Raw genomic sequence first — 19,186 nt, 5'->3', positions numbered from 1 at the left:
TCTCAGGGAGTGAACATGCTACAAGAATCGAAAGTCGCCTATCGTCCGCTGCGGCTGGCCCTGCTCGCCGGTGCCGCGCTCGCCGCCATTGCCCCTGCGCATGCGCAGGAAGCCCCCGCGGCCGCGACGGCGCAGAACAATGATGAGATCGTCGTCACGGCGCGTTTTCGCGAGGAATCGCTGACCGACGTGCCGATCGCGATCACTGCACTGGACGGCGATGCGCTGGCCGCGCGCAACCTCAACACGCTGCAGGACATCGCCCAGACCGTCCCGACGCTCGATTTCCGTTCGGGCTCTTCGAACAAGGACCGTTCGACCTTCATCCGCGGCATCGGCACGATCACCACGTCGCCCGGCGTCGAGCCCTCGGTCGCCACGGTGATCGACGGTGTCGTGCTTGCGCGCCCCGGCCAGTCGACGCTCGATCTGCTCGACATCGAGCGCGTCGAAGTGCTGCGCGGCCCGCAAGGCACATTGTTCGGCAAGAACGCGTCGGCCGGCGTGATCAACATCGTGTCGAAGGCGCCCGCGGCGGCGCTCGGCTTCAATGCCCAGCTCGGCTATTATGAAGGCGACGAATACCGCGTTCGACTGGGCGCCTCGGGTCCGCTCGGCGACGATTGGGGTTTTGCGGTCACCGGGCTGATCGGCGGCTACAAGGGCAATGTCCGCAACGTCACCACCGGCGACTGGGTCAATGGCTATGACCGGCAGGGGGTACGCGCCAAGCTGGTCTACGAGCCCGCGCAGAACCTCAAGTTCACCCTCGCGGGCGATTATGTCTTCACCTACGAGAACGTCCCGACCGGCGTGTTCGCCGCCACTTCGCGGGTCGCCTATCCGACGGGCGCGGTAACGACCAATCCCGGTCTCGCCGCGGTTCTCGCAGGATCGGGGATCGTCGCGGGCCCGAACAATACCGAAGTCGCGCCGAGCTTCGACGCCGATGTGCGCGACAAGAATTTCGGTGCGTCGTTCACTGCCGAGATCGGCCTGGGCGAGCACACGCTTACTTCGATCACCGGCTATCGCGGCTGGAAGAACCGCCAGCATCAGGACTGGGATTCGACCGGCACGCTCACGGCGGCGATCGCCCGCGGCGAGGATCTCGGCACGGTCGACTCCGACCAGTTCTCGCAGGAGCTTCGCCTGACTTCGCCCAAGGGCAAGCTGATCGACTATGTCGTCGGGGTTTATTACTTCAAGACGATCGCGCGCGAGCGTTATCAGCGTGACGTCACGCGGCTGGTTGCCGGCGCGCAGGTCTCCGATCAGGGCGTCGCCAATTATCGCACCGATCTGACCAATTACTCGGTGTTCGGCGAAGCCAATGTCAACTTCACGCCCGAGTTCCGCGCGATTCTCGGCGGCCGGCTGATCCATGACGATCTCGAATATCGCCATGCCCGGGTGGCGACCACCGCAACCGGCGTCGCCGGCATCCGCCCTAACTATGCGAGCAGCGGCAAGACCGACCGCACCGACTATAGCCTGCGCGCGGGGCTCCAGTACGACATCAGCGACCGGCTCAACCTCTACGCCACCTATTCGCGCGGCTATAAGGGGCCAGCCTACAACGTCTTCTTCAACATGCAGGCGTTCGACGTCGATCCGCTCGCTCCGGAGACGTCGAACAGCTACGAAGCCGGCCTGAAGGGCGCGACTGCCGATGGCGCGGTGAGCTTCAGCCTTGCGGCCTATGTCACCAAGTTCAGCGGGTTCCAGGCCAATTTCCAGGACACCTATCTCGGCACGCTGGTCACGCGCCTGATCAACGCAGGCGATGTGTCGTCGCGCGGAGTCGAGGGCGACCTGACAGTCCGGCCGATACCGGGGCTCAAGCTCACCAGCGCGATCGCCTATAACGACGCGCATATCGATCGCTTCCTCTGCCCGGCCTCGGCCGGGGGCGCCTGCGCCAATGTCGATGGCCAGCCTCTGCCCTTCGCGCCAAAGTGGAAGATCCATGTCGACGCCGCCTATCGCGTGCCGCTGACCGAGACGCTTGGGCTCGATCTTCAGACCGATTTCAGTGCCAAGGGCGAGACGCAATATGCGATCACCCAGACGCCCGATACCGTCCAGCCCACCTATGGCATCTGGAATGCGTCGATCGGGCTGGTGAGCGATACCGACAAGGGCTGGGAAATCCGCGCGGTGGTCAAGAACATCGCCAACAAGCATTATTCGCCGTTCATCGCCTACGGCGCGGTAGCCGGCGTCTCGCGCTTCGTGCCGCGCGACAATGACCGCTATTTCGGTGTGAACGCCAACCTCAACTTTTGAGTAAAGGGGGGCGGGTGGGTCTCGGCTCGCCCGCAACACCCGTAGGCGCTGGCTCGAAGTGAGCGCCCCCAGCGGGCCCCTCACGCTTCTCGCCCCGGAGACGGGAGCCCGACAGGGGCCGTGACCGTTCCTAACTAGGCCGGGCGATGCCGCAGCTTCGCTGCCGTCGCACGCGGACAGGCCTGCTTCGTCGAGCGGCGAACTTTACGCCTTCTTTATGCGGGGGCCGATCTTACCCGTGGAACCTTAATCGCCGTCCGCCCCACATCGCATGCCTCAACGACGAGGGAGTGCGACCGATGACGGCGATACTGCGCCGGCTTGAAAGCGGCGAACGCTGGTGGGCGGCCGGGGCTCTGTTGCGCAGCTTCGGGCTGGCGATGCTGGTCGCAGCCCTAACCGCGGGCTGCTGGGTTTGTCGTTCCGTCGGGCATTTGCCCGCGCATCCCGCCACTCCGTTCGAATTCGCCGGCGCGACGACCGTCGCGATCGGCCTGAGCCTGGGCTCGGCCTTCACCTTCGAGGGCGCGGGCCTGTTCCGCGCGATCCCGGTGCCGCCGCGTGCACGCGTATTTCCTGCATGACGAGGAGTTTTCCGTGACCGATCTGCTGTGGCTGGCGGTGCTGGCGGGCCTGAGCCTGCTGACCTTCGCCTATGTCCGCCTGTGCGACCTGGGCTGAGCGCCATGACGCTGCACCTCGCGCTCGCCGGGCTCACTGCGCTGGGCCTCCTCCTCTATCTCGTGGCCGTGCTCGTCCGGCCCGAGCGCTTCTGATCGGATCGGACCAATGACCATTCAGGGCTGGGCGATGATCGCCGCCTTCGTCGCCATTCTCGTCGCATCCGCCAAGCCGATGGGGGCGTGGCTGTTCGCGCTTTACGAAGGGCGGCGTACACCGCTGCATATCGTGCTCGGCCCGGTCGAGCGCGGTTTCTACCGGCTCTCGGGGATCGATCCGCAGGCCGAGATGGGCTGGCGCCGCTACGCGGTGCACCTGTTGTTCTTCCAGATCATGCTGCTGCTGTTCACCTATGCCGTGCTGCGGCTGCAGGGCGTCCTGCCGATGAATCCGCGCGGGCTGCCCGGACTGGCCGCCGACGGCGCAATGAACGTCGCGATCAGCTTCACCACCAACACCAACTGGCAGTGGTATTCGGGCGAAGTCGCGCTTTCGAACTTCAGCCAGATGTTCGGTCTTGTCATCCACAATTTCCTGAGCGCGGCGACCGGCATCGCCGTGGCCTTCGCGCTGTTCCGCGGCTTTGCGCGGCGTCAGGCGAGCGGCATCGGCAATTTCTGGGCGGATATGACCCGGGCGACGCTCTATCTGCTGCTGCCGATCTGCGGGGTCTATGCGGTCTTCCTGATCGCCAGCGGCGTGCCGCAGACGTTCTTGTCGTCGGTCGACGCGACCACGCTCGAGGGGGCGAAGCAGACCTTGGTGATGGGCCCGATCGCCAGCCAGGAAGCGATCAAGATGCTCGGCACCAATGGTGGCGGCTTCCTCAACGCCAACAGCGCACACCCGTTCGAGAACCCCAACGCGCTGACCAACTTCGTCCAGATGCTGTCGATATTCCTGATCGGCGTGGGCCTGACCAACACGTTCGGGCGCGCGGTGGGCAACCAGCGCCAGGGCTGGGCGATCCTCTCGGCGATGCTCGTCCTGTTCGTCGCAGGAACCACGATTGTCTATTGGCAGGAAGCTGCGGGAAATCCGGTGCTCCACCAGCTCGGCGTCGCCGGTGGCAATATGGAGGGCAAGGAGACCCGCTTCGGTATCGCTGCCTCGGCGCTGTTCGCATCGGTGACCACTGCGGCGTCGTGCGGCGCGGTCAATGCGATGCACGACAGCTTCACGGCGCTCGGCGGCATGATCCCGTTGTTCAACATGCAATTGGGCGAAGTCGTGATCGGCGGCGTCGGCGCGGGCATCTACGGCTTCCTGCTCTTCGCGATCCTTGCGGTGTTCGTCGCCGGGCTGATGGTCGGGCGCACCCCCGAATATGTCGGCAAGAAGATCGAGAGCCGCGAGGTCAAGTTCGCGGTGCTGGCGATCGCGGTGCTGCCGCTGTGCATCCTCGGCTTCACGGCGCTGGCATCGGTGTTACCTGCGGGGCTGACGGGGCCGCTCAACAAGGGGCCGCACGGCTTTACCGAGATCCTCTATGCCTTCACCTCGGCGACCGCGAACAACGGATCGGCGTTCGGCGGCATCACTTCGGGTACGCCCTTCTACAACGGCCTGCTCGGCGTCGCGATGTGGCTCGGACGGTTCTTCGTGATCGTGCCCGCGCTCGCCATCGCCGGGAGCCTCGCCGCCAAGAAGCACACCCCCGAATCCGCCGGATCCTTCCCGACCACCGGACCGCTGTGGATCGGCCTCCTCGTCGGGATCGTGCTGATCGTCGGCGGGCTCACCTTCCTCCCCAGCCTCGCGCTCGGACCGATCGCCGATCATCTCGCGATGATCCACGGCCAGCTCTTCTGAAGGCCCCTGACATGACCACTGCATCCTCGATGTTCTCGACCAGCCTCGTCGTCCCCGCGATCGGTGACGCCTTCAGGAAGCTGGCGCCACGCCAGCTGGGGAAGAACCCCGTGCTCTTCACCACCGCCGTAGTGGCGCTGCTACTCACCGTGCTGCTCGGGATCGGCGGAGAGGCGCTCTCCGTGCCGTTCCAGCTCCAGCTTATCGTCTGGCTGTGGCTGACGGTGCTGTTCGGCACCTTTGCCGAGGCGCTCGCCGAAGGGCGGGGCAGGGCGCAGGCGGCATCGCTGCGCGCGGCCAAGTCCGAGCTGACCGCCAAGCTGCCCGACGGCCGCGTCGTCCCCGCTGCACAGCTCCAGAAGGGCCAGGTCGTGCTGGTCGAAACCGGTGACTTGATCCCGGCCGACGGCGAAGTGATCGAAGGCGTCGCCTCGGTCAACGAAGCGGCAATCACCGGCGAGAGCGCGCCGGTGATTCGCGAGGGTGGCGGCGATCGTTCGGCGGTCACCGCGGGCACCCGTGTCATCTCGGACTGGATCAAGGTCCGCGTCACGCAGGAGCCGGGGCAGGGGTTCCTCGACCGGATGATTGCGTTGGTCGAAGGTGCCGAGCGGCAGAAGACCCCCAACGAGATCGCACTGACGATCCTGCTGGTCGGTCTGACGATCATCTTCCTCATCGCCGTCGCGACGATCCCGGGGTTCGCCAGCTATGCCGGCGGCAGTATTCCGATCGCGATTCTCGCGGCTTTGCTGATCACTTTGATCCCGACGACGATCGCCGCCTTGCTCTCGGCGATCGGGATTGCGGGGATGGACCGGCTGGTGCGTTTCAACGTGCTCGCCAAATCGGGCCGCGCAGTGGAAGCAGCGGGCGATATCGATGTGCTGCTGCTCGACAAGACCGGCACGATCACGATCGGCGACCGCGCAGCGAGCGAATTCCGCCCGCTGGCCGGCGTGACGATCGACGAACTCGCCGGTGCCGCCTTGCTCGCCAGCCTTGCCGACGAAACGCCCGAGGGCCGATCGGTGGTGACGCTCGCGCAGGGCAAGCATGCGGTTGCCATGCGGGCGCTGCCTGAAGGCGCCGAGATCATTCCGTTCACGGCTCAGACCCGCATCTCGGGCGTGCGCACCGGCGGCAGCCTGATCCAGAAGGGTGCCGTCGACGCGGTGCTGCGCGCCAATCCCGGCGCCGGTGTGAGCGCGGCGGCCGCCGAGTTGCGCAAGATCACCGATGAAATCGCACGCTCCGGCCAGACTCCGCTGGCGGTGGCACAAGACGGGCGGCTGCTCGGCGTGATCGCGCTCAAGGACGTGATCAAGGCCGGCGTGCGCGATCGCTTCGCCGAATTGCGCCGGATGGGGATCCGCACGGTGATGATCACCGGCGACAATCCGCTCACCGCCGCGTCGATCGCGGCCGAGGCGGGGGTCGACGACTTCCTCGCCGAGGCGACTCCCGAGGACAAGCTCGCCTTGATCCGCAAGGAGCAACAGGGCGGACGCCTCGTCGCGATGTGCGGCGACGGCACCAACGACGCGCCCGCGCTCGCCCAGGCCGATGTCGGCGTGGCGATGAACACCGGCACGCAGGCCGCGCGCGAGGCGGGCAACATGGTCGACCTCGACAGCGATCCGACCAAGCTCATCGAGATTGTCGGCCTCGGCAAGCAATTGCTGATGACGCGCGGCGCGCTGACCACCTTCTCGGTCGCCAACGATGTGGCGAAGTATTTCGCGATCATCCCGGCGATGTTCGTCGTGCTCTATCCTGGCCTCGGCGTGCTCAACGTGATGCGACTCTCCAGCCCCGAGAGCGCGATCCTCTCGGCGATCATCTTCAACGCGCTGATCATCCCGTGCCTCGTCCCGCTCGCGCTGCGGGGGGTGCAGTACAAGCCGATGGGCGCGGGGCCGCTGCTGGCACGCAACCTCGCCATCTACGGGCTCGGCGGTCTTATCGCGCCGTTCATCGGCATCAAGGCGATCGATCTCGTCGTCGCCGGCCTCCACCTCGCCTGAGGACAGACACATGCTCAAGGATTTCACCACCGCTCTCCGCCCGGCGATCGTCATGACGATCCTGTTCGCCGCCTTGCTCGGGCTCGCTTATCCGGCGGCGCTCACCGGGATCGGCCAGACGGTGTTCCCCGCCCAGGCCAATGGCAGCCTGATCCGCGAAGGCGACCGGGTGATCGGCTCCGAACTGATCGGGCAGGGCTTCACCGGCCCGGGATATTTCCACGGCCGGCTCTCCGCCGCCGGATCCGGCTACGACGCTTCGGCTTCCGCCGGCTCGAACCTCGGCCCGACCAGTCAGGCGCTCGCCGAGCGGGTCAAGGCCGACATCGCCGCAAACGCCACATCACCAGCGAATTCGGTCCCCGCCGATCTGGTGACGACCTCCGCCTCGGGGCTCGACCCCCATATCGGCCCCGAGGCGGCCTTTTATCAGGTCGGGCGCGTCGCCGCGGCGCGAGGACTGTCGGAAGTATCCGTGCGCGCGCTGGTGCAGGAACATGTCGAAGGCCGGCTGCTCGGCTTTCTGGGTGAGCCCCGCGTCAACATACTGCTTCTCAATCGCGCCCTCGACAGGCTGGCCCCGGGAGGCGCAAAAGCCGGCCGGTGAGTTCGCATCCCGATCCCGACAGGCGACCCGATCCCGAAGCCCTTCTGCGCACCGCCGCGCAGGAGGGCCGCGGGCGTTTGAAGGTATTGCTCGGCGCCGCCCCCGGTGTCGGCAAGACCTATGAGATGCTGACCGAGGGCGCGGCGCGGCGGCGCGGCGGTGCCGATGTCGTGATCGGCGTGGTCGAGACGCATGGGCGCGCCGAGACCGAGGCGCTGGTCCATGGCTTCGAGATCGTGCCCCGGCGCGGCGTCGAGTATCAGGGCCGCACGCTCGACGAGATGGACCTCGATGCGATCCTCGCCCGGCGGCCGCGGCTCGTGCTGGTTGACGAACTCGCCCACACCAATGCGCCGGGCAGCCGCCACGACAAGCGTTACCAGGATGTCGAGGAGCTGCTCGCGGCGGGGATCGACGTTTATGCGACGGTCAATATCCAGCATCTCGAAAGCCTCAACGACATCGTCGCCTCGTTCACCAAGGTGCGGGTGCGCGAGACCTTGCCCGATCGCGTGCTCGAAAATGCCGAGATCGAAGTCGTCGATATCCCGCCCGACGAGCTGATCGAGCGGCTCAAGGAGGGCAAGGTCTATTTGCCCGAAGAGGCGACGCGCGCACTCGGCCATTTCTTTTCCAAATCGAACCTGTCGGCACTCCGCGAACTGGCGCTGCGTCGCGCGGCGCAGGCCGTCGATGCGCAGATGCTCGATTATCTGCGCGCGCATGCGCTGGCGGGCACCTGGGCGGGCGGCGACCGGCTGGTCGTGGCAGTGAGCGAGCTGCCCGGCGCACCCGAACTGGTGCGCGCCGCCAAACGCATCGCCGATGCACTGCGCGCGCCGTGGACCGCAGTGCATATCGAAACGCCGCGTGCGAGCCGCTTCGGCGATGCCGAAAATGCCCGGCTCGCGGCAACCCTGCACCTCGCCAGCCAGCTCGGCGCGCAGGTCGCATCGGTGCCCGCCGAGACCGTGCTCGACGGGCTGACGCGGTTCGTTGCCGATGCGCGGGCGACGCAGCTGATCGTCGGGAAGTCGGCGCGTTCGCGCTGGTTCGAGTTTCTCCACGGGTCGGTGGTCGACCGGCTGGTGCGCGGAACGCCGGGGGTGGCGGTCCACGTCCTGCCGATGGCGGAAAATGACGCGCCGCGGTCCGTGCCGCGGCGAAAGCAGCGCAGTGGCTGGGGAAAGCCCGCGGGCTATCTGGTCTCGCTGGGGCTCACCGCGCTGGTCACCGTGATCGGTGCGAGCATCTTCGCGGCGGGCAGCATCACCAATATCGGCCTGCTCTATCTGCTGCCGGTGATGGTCGCGGCGACGCGCTACGGCGTGCGTACCGGCGTGGTGACCGGGTTGGCCTCTTCGCTGGCGTATAACTTCTTCTTCATTCCGCCGACGCGCACCTTCACGATCCAGGATCCGCAGAACATCCTGACGCTGCTGGTACTGATGGGCGTCGCAGTGGTGAGCAGCCAGCTCGCCGCGCGGGTGCGCGATCAGGCGATGCTGGCGCAGCGCAGCGCCGGGCAGAACAGTGCGCTCGCCGGCTTCGCGCGGTTGCTGACCGGGGTGAGCAAGCGCAGCGAACTCGGGCAGGTGCTGTGCGCCGAAGTGGGGCGCCTGCTCGACGCGAACACGGTCCTGCTGCTTCCGGTCGATGGCCAGCTCGTGCTGAGTGCGGCGTTCCCGCCCGAGGATCGTCTCGAGGTGATCGAGCAGGCCGCGGCGCGCTGGGCGTTCGACCACAACACCGCCGCGGGCCGCGGATCAGATACGCTAACGGCGTCCGAGTGGCTGTTCCAGCCGATCTCGGCGGGCGGCGCGGTGCTGGCGGTGATGGGCCTGGCACGACTGGATGCCGGCGCCCCGGTGCGTTCGGACCAGCTTCCGCTGCTGCTCAGCCTGCTCGACCAGGCATCGCTGGCGCTTGAACGGATCGGGCTGGAGGCCGAGATGGCCAGCGTCACCCAGCTCAAGGAGCGCGACCGGCTGCGGGCCGCGCTGCTCTCCTCGGTCAGCCACGACTTGCGCACGCCGCTAACGACCGTGCTTGGCATGCTTGCCGAGATGCGGCCCGCATCGGACGAGCAGGAAGCGCAGCTGATCGCGGCGCGCGGCGAGGCCGAGCGGCTCAGCCGCTTTGTTGCCAATCTGCTCGACATGGTCCGGATCGAATCGGGCGCGCTGCACCAGTCGATCGAACCGGTCGATCTTGCCGAGGCGGCGGCGAGCGCGGTCCATGATCTGCGCCGCATCCTCGACGGCCATCCGATCGGGCTCGACATCTCTCCCGATCTGCCCTTCGTCTCGGTCGATCCGCAACTCTTCCACCATTGCCTGATCAACCTCCTCGAGAACGCCGCGAAATATGGCGATCCGGGGGCGCCGATCATCATCGCCGCGCGGCGGGAGCCAGGCGGGCTGACGCTGCACGTGCTCGACGAAGGCCCGGGCCTGCCGCCGGGCGAGGAGGCACGGATCTTCGAGACCTTCACGCGGATCGAGGGCTCGGACCGCAAGGGCGGCACCGGGCTGGGCCTCGCGATCGTCAAAGGGTTTGCCGAGGCGATGGGGCTGTCAGTCTCCGCTTCGAACCGCAGCGATGTCTCGGGTGCCTGCTTCACCATCCGGGTGCCCGAAGCGCGCCTCAGCAAGGGATCGTCCGGCGAATGAGCCAGAATGCCAAATTGCTGGTCGTCGACGACGAGCCGGCGATCCGTCGGCTGCTGGCCACCAGCCTTGGCCGCGCAGGCTATCGGGTGGTCGAGGCCGGCACTGCGCGCGAGGCGATGACGGCGGTTCAGATAGACAAGCCCGAACTGGCGCTGCTCGACCTCGGCCTGCCTGATCGCGATGGGCTCGAACTCGTTCCTTTGATCAGGGCGGCAGGGATTGCGGTGATCGTTATCTCGGCGCGCGATGCGACCGACCAGAAGGTCACCGCACTCGATCTCGGCGCCGATGACTATGTGACCAAGCCGTTTGACACCGAGGAAGTGCTGGCCCGCGTTCGTACGGCGCTGCGCCATCGCCTGTCGGCGGAAGCCGAAGCGCCGGTGGTCCGCATCGGCGATGTCGAGATCGACCTCGCCGCGCGGTTCGTGCGCAAGAACGGCGTGGAAGTGCACCTCACCCCGAAGGAGTTCGGCTTCCTGTCGCTACTCGCGAAGCATCCGGGCCGGGTCGTCACGCATGTCCAGTTGCTGCGCAACGTCTGGGGACCGGGGCACGAAAAGGATGTCGAATATCTGCGCGTCGCCGCGCGCGGCGTTCGCAAGAAGCTGGGGGACGATGCGGCCGGCTTGTCGGCGATCCGCAACGAGCCCGGGGTGGGCTACAGGCTGATGCCGTAGGTCGCCGCCACTGTCCGGGTCCGCTTGCGCCGGATATTCAGGCTTTCCGCAGGCGCTCGTCCACGACGCGCTCCAGCACGGTCAGCGGCATTGCACCTTCTAGGAGAATGTCATGGAAGGCGCGCGGATCAAATGCCGCACCCTGCTTCGCCTTCACCTTGTCGCGCAGGCGGATCCACATGGTGTGCCCGATCTTGTAGCTGCATGCCTGGCCCGGCCACACCGTGTAGCGGTCGATCTCGCCCTGGCTGCGGCCGCGGGCGATGCCCGTGGTCGCCATGAAATAGTCTGTCGCCTGCTCGCGCGACCAGCGCTTGTGGTGCAGGCCCGAATCCACCACCAGCCGCGTCGCGCGAAACAGCAGCGACTGGAGATAGCCGACCTGTCCCAGCGGATCCCGGGCGTACATTCCCATCTCGTCGGCCAATTGCTCGGAATAAAGCGCCCAGCCTTCGGTATAGGCATTGAAGTCGGCACGGCGCCGGATCAGCGGGATGTTCGGCGATTCCAGCGCCAGGGTCACCTGCAAATGATGTCCCGGCACCGCTTCGTGATGCGTCAGCGTCGCCAGTCCGAATTTGGGCCGATCGAATGTGTCGCGCAGGTTGATGAAGTAGATCGCCGGCCGCGATCCATCCAGCGAGGCGTTCTGATAGTAGCCGCCGGGCGAGCCCGCCTGGATAGCTTCAGGGACGCGTCGCACCTCGACCGGCGCCTTGGGCAGCGAGCGGAACTGCTCGCCCAGCCGCGCCTGCATCGCCACGACTTGCGCACGGAGCGCCTCCAGCAGCGCCTCGCGGCCCGGATCGGTATTGGGGAAGAGCTGGTCGGGCCGTTTGTTGAGCGCCACTAGCCGCTCGCCGACCGTTCCATGCGCCATGCCCTGCGCCTTGAGGATGGTATCGATCCGCGCGCCGATCTCCGCGACCTGCTCCAGCCCGAGCTGGTGGATTTCGGCGCCGGTCAGGCTGGTGGTGGTCGCCGCCTGTGCCGCCGCGCTGTAATAGGCGTCGCCATCGGGCAACCGCCACACCCCGGCGTCGTGGCCAGCCTTGGCGCGCAACTCGGTGACCAGTGCGCGCTGTCGGTCGATCGCCGGGAAGATCTGCCCGGCGACTATCCGTTGCGCCCTGGCGAGGCGGTCAGCGGGCAACTTCGCCGCCGCGAGCTTGGCGGCGAGCGAAGTGACCATCACTGTGTTCGCAGCAGCCGGATCGCGCATCGCGGCGATCTGCTTGAGCGTGGTGTCGAGGATGTAGTCCGGGGCGAACACGCCGCGCGCCGCGTCGTCGCGCTGCCGCGCGGTGTCATTGTCGATCGCCTTCGGAAATGCTTCGAGCCGAGAAAGATAAGCATCGGCATCCGCAGCATTTTCCAGCCGGTGCTGCGAATCGAGGAAATCAGGAATGTCGCGATAGGCGCCGCCGAGCTGGCTCAGGACATAGGGCGAAAAACCGTCGCTGTTCGATCCATAGCGAAACCGTGCCGCCGCGGCGATGTTGCGTTCGAGCTGATAGGCGACGACTTCCTGGTCGAGCCGCGCCGCGGTGGACAGTGTTGCGGGCGCGATCGCGCGCAACTCGGTCAGCTCGCGCTTGGACCGTGCTGCCGCCCGCGCCATGCCCGCCGCCGAATTGTCGGCCAGCTTCGAGCGCAGCGCCGCGCGTGGACCGGTATCGAGCCCGAGCCGAGTTGCGCCTTCGGGATCGTCGTTCAGCCGATCGTAGAAGAAGCGATCGAGCAGTGCCGACAGTTCCTTGTCGGACGCAGCCTGGCTACGCGGCATGGCGGTGGCGGGCAGCGCTGCAGTTAGCGATGCCGCGCTCACCCCGTTCAGAAACGTCCGACGATCCACGATAGTCTCCCGGTTCCAGAGCCTAGCGGCCCTGCTTTTCCCACCAATAGGCGCCGCGCTTGGCAGTGCCGGTCGCGACTTCGTCCAGCGTGGCCGCGTCGTAGAGCCGCCCGCCGAGCATCACTCGCGACACCTTGTCGCTGTTGCGGATGTCCGCGGTGGGATCCGCGTCGAGCACCACGAGGTCGGCGAGCTTGCCCGGCTCCAGCGAACCGATATCGCGCGCCATTCCCAGCGACTGCGCAGAGACGATCGTGCCGGCACGCAGCGCTTCAAGCGGAGTCATGCCGCCGCGGACGAACGACCACAGTTCCCAATGCGCGCCAATGCCGGCCTGCTGGCCATGCGCGCCGATCGAGACCAGCACGCCGCGCTTGGCGAGCTTGTTGGCCTCGCGGGCATTGTCGTCGTCGACGAAATTGTCCTCGGGCGCCTTGATCCGCCGGGCATTGTCCGCGAGCAGAACTGTGGGCGGGGTATGCGCGCGCAGCAGCGGGTGGGCATAGACGTCGGTCGCCTGGCGCCAATAGGGATCGCCGGCGAGGCCGCCATAGCTCACCACCAACGTCGGCGTGTAGTTGGTCTTGGTCTGCGGGAAGAACTGCAGCACGTCCTCGTAGAAGATATCGAGCGGGACATTGTGCTCGAGCGTCGAGTTGCCGTCGGCGACGATCGTCATGTCCATGCCGAACAGCGATCCGCCCTCGGCAACCACCTGCATGTTCTCGCGCCGCGCCGCCTCGACCACCTGCTGGCGCTGCTCGCGGCGTGGCTGGTTGTAGTTCTTGACGCTGTGCGCTCCCTGCGCCTTGAGCCGGCGGACATGCGCGAGCGCATCGTCGAGGCTGTCGATCTGCGCATAGACGTCGGCCGCCTTCGCGCCATAGACGATCTCGCCAGTCGAGAAGATGCGGGGCCCGAGGATAAGCCCGGCGCGCTGCATCTCGGACGCCGCGAACACTTCGCTCGACCGATTCGACGGATCATGGATCGTCGTGGTGCCGAGCGCGAGATTCTGGTGCAGCGACCAGTTGTTCTGCGGAATCAACTCGTCGCTGCCCGCGGGGCCGTGGGCATGGGCATCAACCAGCCCGGGGATGATCGTCTTGCCGACGACGTCCACCTGGGTCGCGCCGGTGGGGATGGGCGTCGAGGCGCGCGGGCCGACCGCGACGATGCGGTCGCCGCGGATCACCACGACGCCGTCGTCGATAATCCCGCCCGCGGCATCGGCCATCGTCACCACGCGCGCGCCGGTGAGCGCCACCGTGCCGCTCGGTTTGGCCGCCGCCACCTCACGTGCCAGTGAGATACCGTTGGCCGGCGGCACGAACTTCGGCGCGTCCTCGCCGCGCGGCGCATTTGCGAAGAACTGCGCGGTGTCGGCAGTGTAGAGCGTCGGCCCCAGGCTCCAGTGGAGCCGCCTGCCGTCATTCGACCAATGGATGTAATCCGCGCCGCCTGCGCTCACCCGCGTGACCGGCATCGCACTGGCATCGCTCGCCAGCGCGACCGACTGGTTGCCCGGCATCAGCGGCGCGACGAAGGCGCCGTAATTCTGGCGGAAGGCGACATATTCGCCGGTGGGCGAAACGATATAGTCGGTGACCAGCTCACCGCTGGCATGGACGCGCTTGTCCTTGCCGCCCAGATCCGTGCTGACCAGCTCGCGCTCGCCCTTCTCGCCTTCGCCGATCATGAAGATGCGGTCGTTGGCAGTGCCGAACTGCGGCGCGGCCATCCCCTTGGCGACGCGGACTACATCGCCGCCCGTAGCCGCGACGCGGTACACGCCGGGATCCTGCGACCAATTGGGGCTGGTCAGGTTGCCGGCGCCGACCCGCTCGAACACGATCGTCTTGCCGTCGGGCGAGAAGCGCGGGCGGGCATAATGGCCCGGCTGGCTGGTGACGTCGTGCGGGGCGCCGCCGCTCGAAGCGACAGCGCGGATGCGGCCGAGACCGGCATCGCTCCAGCCGACGAACACGATGCTGCGCCCATCGCGCGACCAGCTCGGGAACAGCTCGAAGCCCTCACCACCGCTGGTCAGCCGTTTCGCCGCGCCGCCGGCCACCGGCTTGACCCACAGCTTGCCGAGACTCTCGAACACCACGCGATCGCCGCCGGGCGAGACCGATGCGAAACGCGGCATCGCAGTGGTGAAGCGATCGGGCGCTACGGCGATCTGCGGATGCGGCGCGTCGATCACACCGCGGGTGTCGTTGACCGTGAAGGGAATCTCGCGCGCATTCGATCCATCGGCATCGATGCGGCGGATCTTGCCCTTGGCCCAGAACACCACCGACTTGCCGTCGGGCGTCCAGGCCATGTTGGGATAGACGCCGGTTACGGCCCAGGTCTCCTGCACGTCCTGATCGAGATCGTCGTAGATCTTGCGCTCCTCGCCCGAGACGAGGTCCTTCACATAGAGCTTCGAGCGCGTTGCCTCGCGGCGGACAAAGGCGATCTTCTTGCCGTCAGGGGAAGGGGTAGGGCGCACTGCGCCGCCGGCGCCGGTCACTGCCTTGCTGACGTCGCCGGTGTCGAGATCGTAGCGTTCGATGTCGAACAGGTCGGTATTCGAATCCTGGGCGTATTCGAAGATCGGACCGGGGGTTACGTTGCGGGTGTAGAAGATCGACTTGCCGTCATGCGCGTAGATCGGCTCGCCCAGTTCCTTCTGGTGCGTTTCGTTGGGGCGCTTGACCAGCATCACTCCGCCGCCGCCCGAGACGTGGTAGAGCCAGACTTCACCGGTGCCGAGCGAGCGGCCGGTGGTGAAATGCTTCTTGGCAGCGATATAGCGGCCGTCGGGGCTCCAGCTTGGCTGGTTGAGGAGGCGAAACTCCTCCTTGGTCACCTGGCGCTTGTCCGAACCGTCGCGGTTCATCACCCAGATATTGTCGCCGCCGCCGCGATCCGAGGTGAAGGCGATCCGCCGGCCATCGGGCGAGAAGCGCGGCTGGACTTCCCAGGCGAGCCCCTCGGCGATGCGCGTCGGCGTGCCGCCGGTGATCGGCATCGTGTAGAGATCGCCCAGCAGCGCGAAGGCGATCATCGTGCCGTCGGGGCTGACGTCGAGGTCCATCCAGCTGCCTTCCGAGACGCGGATGGGAATCTCGCGGATGCTGGCGCCGGTGGGCGCGTTGACGTCCCATTTGGCCGGCTTGTCGGTCTTGGCTGCAACCGCGGGCGCGGCAACCGGGGTGGCGGCGGCAGGGGTGGGCTGCGGCTGCGGCGATTGCTGCTCGACCGGACGGACGATCGCATCCTCCGGCGCCTGGGTCTCCTGCACCGGCTTTTGCTGTGCGGGCGGAGCGATCTGCGCCGCCGCCTGATGAGCGGCAAGTGCAACCAGCGAGACGAGCGCGACCGCGTAATGCTTCATGAATTCCCCTGTTTCTCGAACTGCGGTCACTATCGGCGGGCAAGCCGCGCGGCGCAATCGGCAAGCGTCTTGATTTGCGACCGATACGGCTGCGCAACCACTGGAGAGAATATGCGTTGAGCGGCAAACGACATCAGGAGCGACCATGACTCACCAGCCGCCGGTGCCCGAAGCAAATACGTCGCCATATCCGCTTCACCCCGATCCGATTCCGGAGGAGCAGAAGGCCGCTACCGCTGCCGCGGAGGCTGCCGCCGAGGAAGAGCGCGAAAAGGCCGAGGCCGGCAGCGGGATTTCCGCAACGGCGATCGGGATCGGTGCGGCGATCGGCATCGGCGCCGCGGCGACGGTCACCGGCCTGCTCTATGCACGCCGCCGTTCGGCCAAATCGGCCCCGGTAGCGAAAGCGAAGCCGCGCACGAGCAATCGCAAGCCCGCCGCGCCCGCTCGTCGCGCGGCGGCGGCCGATGCGCCCTATGAAGCGCGGTACTTCGCGCGCAAGCACGGCATCAGCGTGGACGACGCGCGGGCGATCCTCAAGGAAGCCGGCCCGGACCGCGCCGCGTCCAACGCACTCGCGGCGAAGCGCAAGAAGGGCTGATCCTGCTACGCGATGTGCGGGATCAGCGATCCAGCATGTCGCGGACCTTGTTGCCCATGGCGCTCACCGCAAAAGGCTTGGTGATCACTTCCATACCGGGCGCGAGCAGGCCGTTACCGACCGCCGCATTTTCGGCATAGCCGGTGATGAACAGCACCTTCAGATCGGGACGCGTCACGCGCGCGGCATCGGCGACCTGCCGCCCGTTCAACCCGCCCGGCAGGCCGACATCGGTGATCAGCAAGTCGATGCGCCGTTGCGATCTAAGCACTTCGAGCCCGGTTGCGCCGTCGATCGCCTCGATCACCGAATAGCCGGCTTCTTCCAGGACCTCGACAATCAGCGCGCGAACCGGCGCCTCGTCGTCGATCACCAGCACGGTCTCGCCATGGCCTTCGGACGTATTGAGCGGATGATGAGCGTCGTCGGGACTGTCGAGTTCCCCGATGAAGCGCGGCAGATACAGGCACATGGTGGTGCCGTCGCCGATCTCGGAATAGATCCGCACCTGGCCGCCCGATTGCCGGACGAAGCCGTGGATCATCGACAGGCCAAGACCAGTGCCCTGTCCCAGCGGCTTGGTGGTGAAGAACGGATCGAACGCCTGGGCGATGACATCCGGCGTCATCCCCGTGCCGGTATCGGTGACGCAGAGCGAGATATATTGCCCCGGCGGCAACTCGCGCTCCTTTGCAGCGCGGTCGTCGAGCCATTTATTCGCAGTCTCGATCGTCAGGCGGCCATTGCCCGACATCGCATCTCGCGCATTGATCGCCAGGTTGAGCAGCGCATTTTCAAGCTGCGACGGATCGACTCGGGTGAGCCACAGACCGCCCGCGCCGACGACTTCGACTTCGATGCTCGGGCCGACGGTCCGGCGGATCAGGTCCTCCATGCCGCCGACCAGCGCATTGGCATCGACCGCCCGGGGATCGAGCGTCTGGCGGCGCGAGAAGGCGAGCAGGCGCTGGGTCAGTGCCGCCGCGCGGCGCGCGGCACCTTGCGCACTGGTGATATAGCGATCGAGACCTACCGTGCGCCCCTGGCCCAGGCGCAGTTCGAGAAGTTCGAGATTGCCGGCAATTCCAGCGAGCAGATTGTTGAAATCATGCGCGATTCCGCCGGTGAGCTGGCCTACTGCTTCCATCTTCTGCGACTGGCGAAGCGCCTCCTGCACGCCCAGCAGCTCCTGTTCGCGCGCCTTGTCCTCGGTGAGATCGCGGCCAACTGCGATGAAGTGGACGCCGCCGGGCTCGGGCGAGACGGTCCAGCCGACCGGTGTCCAGACGCCCTCCGACGACAATATCCGGTTTTCGAAGCGCGTCGGCTCGCCGGTCCGGCCCATCTCCTGAAGCGCTGCGAGTACCGTATCGACATTCTCGGGATGGATGATGTCGGCATAGGGATCGGTGAGCAGCTTCTGCTCGGACCAGCCCAGCAGCTTGGTCCAAGCCGGGTTCACCGCGAGCAGATTGCCGTCATAGTCGGCGCGTGCCAGCAGGTCCTCGGCGAGTGACCATAGCCGGTCGCGTTCGCCGGTGCGTGCCACAACTTCGGACGCGAGCTTCACGTTGAGTTCGCGAAGCGCTTCTGCCGCCTCCGCGCGCAGCCGGGCTGCCTCGGCGAGGCTTTCGGCGCGCCGGCGTGCCGCATGGTGCGATTCGGCGCTGTGCAGGCCAGAGCCGATCTGGCCGGCGAGCAGCCCAAGATATCCGAGATAGTCGTCGTCGGGCAGCAGATGGGGGTTTAGCCCGACCAGGATCGCGCCCCGGGCGTCGTCCGCGCCCTGGCCCTCAAGCGGCAGGATGGCGGCGTGTTCCGGCGGTTTCTTCCACGGGCCGGTTGGCAGCGCAGACACGCCCGCCAGCGAGACCACGCCGCCGTTGCGGAGCGGCCAGCGCGCTTCGGCGTCGAGTCGCATCGTTTCGGGTAAGGCGGGGTGCGGGCCTTCGAGACCGGTCCTGCCAATGATTTGAGCAGTGTCGCCGTCGAACAGCCAGGTGACGCTGAACGGAGCGTCCTGCGGGTTGCTAGCGAGGGCGGCATGCGCGGCGGCGAAGACTTCGGGCGGCGTCTCCGCTGTGGTCAGTTCGGTTGCCAGCAGGCGCAGCGATTCGAGCCTGCGGCCGGTGATGACTCGATCGGTTTCCTCGACCACGGCGCAGAGCAGTCCGCCGACCGTACCGGCATCGTCGAAGACCGGGCTGTACGAGAAGGTGTGATAGGTTTCCTCGGCATAGCCGTTGCGCTCCAGCAGCAGGAGCAGCGCTTCGCTCCACGTGGCTTCGCCCTGTTCGTAGACCTGGCGGATCAGCGGCTCGATATCCGGCCAGATCTCGGCCCAGAGCTCACGCGTCGGCTTGGCCAGCGACGCGGGGTGCTTGGACCCGAGCGTCGGCCGATAGGCGTCGTTGTAGAGAAACGCGACCTCGTCGCCCCAGCCAAGCCACATGTCGAAGCGGCTGGTTAGCAGGATGCGAATGGCAACCTTGAGGGCTTCGGGCCATCCCTCAACCGGGCCGAGCGTCGTCTTCGACCAGTCCGTTGCGCGCATCAGCGCAGCCATCTCACTGT

General features: G+C 66.8%; 12 protein-coding genes. 9 read left to right on the top strand and 3 right to left on the bottom strand.

Annotated features, from left to right (window positions below):
- Nucleotides 1-15: 15 nt before the first annotated feature.
- From BXU08_RS06685 to BXU08_RS06650, 8 genes are all read left to right on the top strand, one after another.
- Complete coding sequence (locus tag BXU08_RS06685) at nt 16-2,289, top strand: TonB-dependent receptor (RefSeq protein ID WP_077509350.1); 2,274 nt, start codon at nt 16-18, stop codon at nt 2,287-2,289.
- A gap of 299 nt (nt 2,290-2,588) precedes the next feature.
- A complete protein-coding gene (locus BXU08_RS06680; RefSeq protein WP_077509349.1) occupies nt 2,589-2,873 on the top strand; it encodes a hypothetical protein in 285 nt (94 codons plus the stop codon).
- Nucleotides 2,874-2,975: 102 nt separating this feature from the next.
- Nucleotides 2,976-3,065, top strand: a complete 90-nt coding sequence (locus tag BXU08_RS06675; RefSeq protein WP_135982904.1) for a potassium-transporting ATPase subunit F — start codon at nt 2,976-2,978, stop codon at nt 3,063-3,065.
- Nucleotides 3,066-3,078: 13 nt separating this feature from the next.
- Entirely contained in the window at nt 3,079-4,782 is a 1,704-nt protein-coding gene (gene kdpA, locus BXU08_RS06670) for a potassium-transporting ATPase subunit KdpA (protein WP_077509347.1), read from the top strand.
- Between the two features lie 11 nt (nt 4,783-4,793).
- The gene (kdpB, locus tag BXU08_RS06665; RefSeq protein ID WP_171982444.1) at nt 4,794-6,809 is read left to right on the top strand and encodes a potassium-transporting ATPase subunit KdpB; all 2,016 of its coding nucleotides are present in this window, start codon (nt 4,794-4,796) and stop codon (nt 6,807-6,809) included.
- Nucleotides 6,810-6,819: 10 nt separating this feature from the next.
- Nucleotides 6,820-7,416 (top strand): potassium-transporting ATPase subunit KdpC, encoded by a 597-nt coding sequence (kdpC, locus tag BXU08_RS06660; RefSeq protein WP_077509346.1) that lies wholly within the window; start codon nt 6,820-6,822, stop codon nt 7,414-7,416.
- Nucleotides 7,413-10,088, top strand: coding sequence for a sensor histidine kinase KdpD (locus BXU08_RS06655; protein WP_077509345.1), 2,676 nt, complete (start codon nt 7,413-7,415; stop codon nt 10,086-10,088). The genes kdpC and BXU08_RS06655 overlap by 4 nt, the downstream gene beginning before the upstream one ends.
- Nucleotides 10,085-10,768 carry a response regulator gene (locus tag BXU08_RS06650; protein ID WP_077509344.1) on the top strand — a complete coding sequence of 228 codons (684 nt, stop codon included), beginning with the start codon at nt 10,085-10,087 and terminating at the stop codon, nt 10,766-10,768. The genes BXU08_RS06655 and BXU08_RS06650 overlap by 4 nt, the downstream gene beginning before the upstream one ends.
- A 37-nt stretch (nt 10,769-10,805) precedes the next feature.
- On the opposite strand, the gene BXU08_RS06645 is transcribed toward BXU08_RS06650, so the two are convergent.
- Together BXU08_RS06645 and BXU08_RS06640 are read right to left on the bottom strand one after the other, a co-directional pair.
- Nucleotides 10,806-12,623: a DUF885 family protein gene (locus tag BXU08_RS06645; protein WP_077509343.1), complete on the bottom strand. Its 1,818-nt coding sequence runs from the start codon at nt 12,621-12,623 to the stop codon at nt 10,806-10,808.
- Between the two features lie 22 nt (nt 12,624-12,645).
- Entirely contained in the window at nt 12,646-16,011 is a 3,366-nt protein-coding gene (locus BXU08_RS06640) for an amidohydrolase family protein (protein ID WP_077509342.1), read from the bottom strand.
- 145 nt (nt 16,012-16,156) lie between these two features.
- On the opposite strand from BXU08_RS06640, the gene BXU08_RS20185 reads away from it, so the two are divergent.
- Entirely contained in the window at nt 16,157-16,612 is a 456-nt protein-coding gene (locus BXU08_RS20185) for a hypothetical protein (protein WP_216352904.1), read from the top strand.
- Nucleotides 16,613-16,634: 22 nt separating this feature from the next.
- Here the strand turns inward: BXU08_RS20185 and BXU08_RS06630 are convergent, their stop codons facing one another.
- Nucleotides 16,635-19,178: an ATP-binding protein gene (locus BXU08_RS06630; protein ID WP_077512089.1), complete on the bottom strand. Its 2,544-nt coding sequence runs from the start codon at nt 19,176-19,178 to the stop codon at nt 16,635-16,637.
- Between the last annotated feature and the right edge of the window lie 8 nt (nt 19,179-19,186).

Source organism: Sphingomonas sp. LM7 (genome assembly GCF_002002925.1).
Lineage (GTDB): Bacteria > Pseudomonadota > Alphaproteobacteria > Sphingomonadales > Sphingomonadaceae > Sphingomonas.
This window is presented reverse-complemented; position numbering and strand designations above follow the sequence as displayed.

Excerpts from the sequence above, each read along its gene's own strand:
- BXU08_RS06685 (WP_077509350.1), top strand. The coding sequence starts at position 16 with ATGCTACAAGAATCGAAAGTCGCCTATCGTCCGCTGCGGCTGGCCCTG.
- BXU08_RS06680 (WP_077509349.1), top strand. The coding sequence starts at position 2,589 with ATGACGGCGATACTGCGCCGGCTTGAAAGCGGCGAACGCTGGTGGGCG.
- BXU08_RS06675 (WP_135982904.1), top strand. The coding sequence starts at position 2,976 with ATGACGCTGCACCTCGCGCTCGCCGGGCTCACTGCGCTGGGCCTCCTC.
- kdpA (WP_077509347.1), top strand. The coding sequence starts at position 3,079 with ATGACCATTCAGGGCTGGGCGATGATCGCCGCCTTCGTCGCCATTCTC.
- kdpB (WP_171982444.1), top strand. The coding sequence starts at position 4,794 with ATGACCACTGCATCCTCGATGTTCTCGACCAGCCTCGTCGTCCCCGCG.
- kdpC (WP_077509346.1), top strand. The coding sequence starts at position 6,820 with ATGCTCAAGGATTTCACCACCGCTCTCCGCCCGGCGATCGTCATGACG.
- BXU08_RS06650 (WP_077509344.1), top strand. The coding sequence starts at position 10,085 with ATGAGCCAGAATGCCAAATTGCTGGTCGTCGACGACGAGCCGGCGATC.
- BXU08_RS06640 (WP_077509342.1), bottom strand. The coding sequence starts at position 16,011 with ATGAAGCATTACGCGGTCGCGCTCGTCTCGCTGGTTGCACTTGCCGCT.
- BXU08_RS20185 (WP_216352904.1), top strand. The coding sequence starts at position 16,157 with ATGACTCACCAGCCGCCGGTGCCCGAAGCAAATACGTCGCCATATCCG.
- BXU08_RS06630 (WP_077512089.1), bottom strand. The coding sequence starts at position 19,178 with ATGGCTGCGCTGATGCGCGCAACGGACTGGTCGAAGACGACGCTCGGC.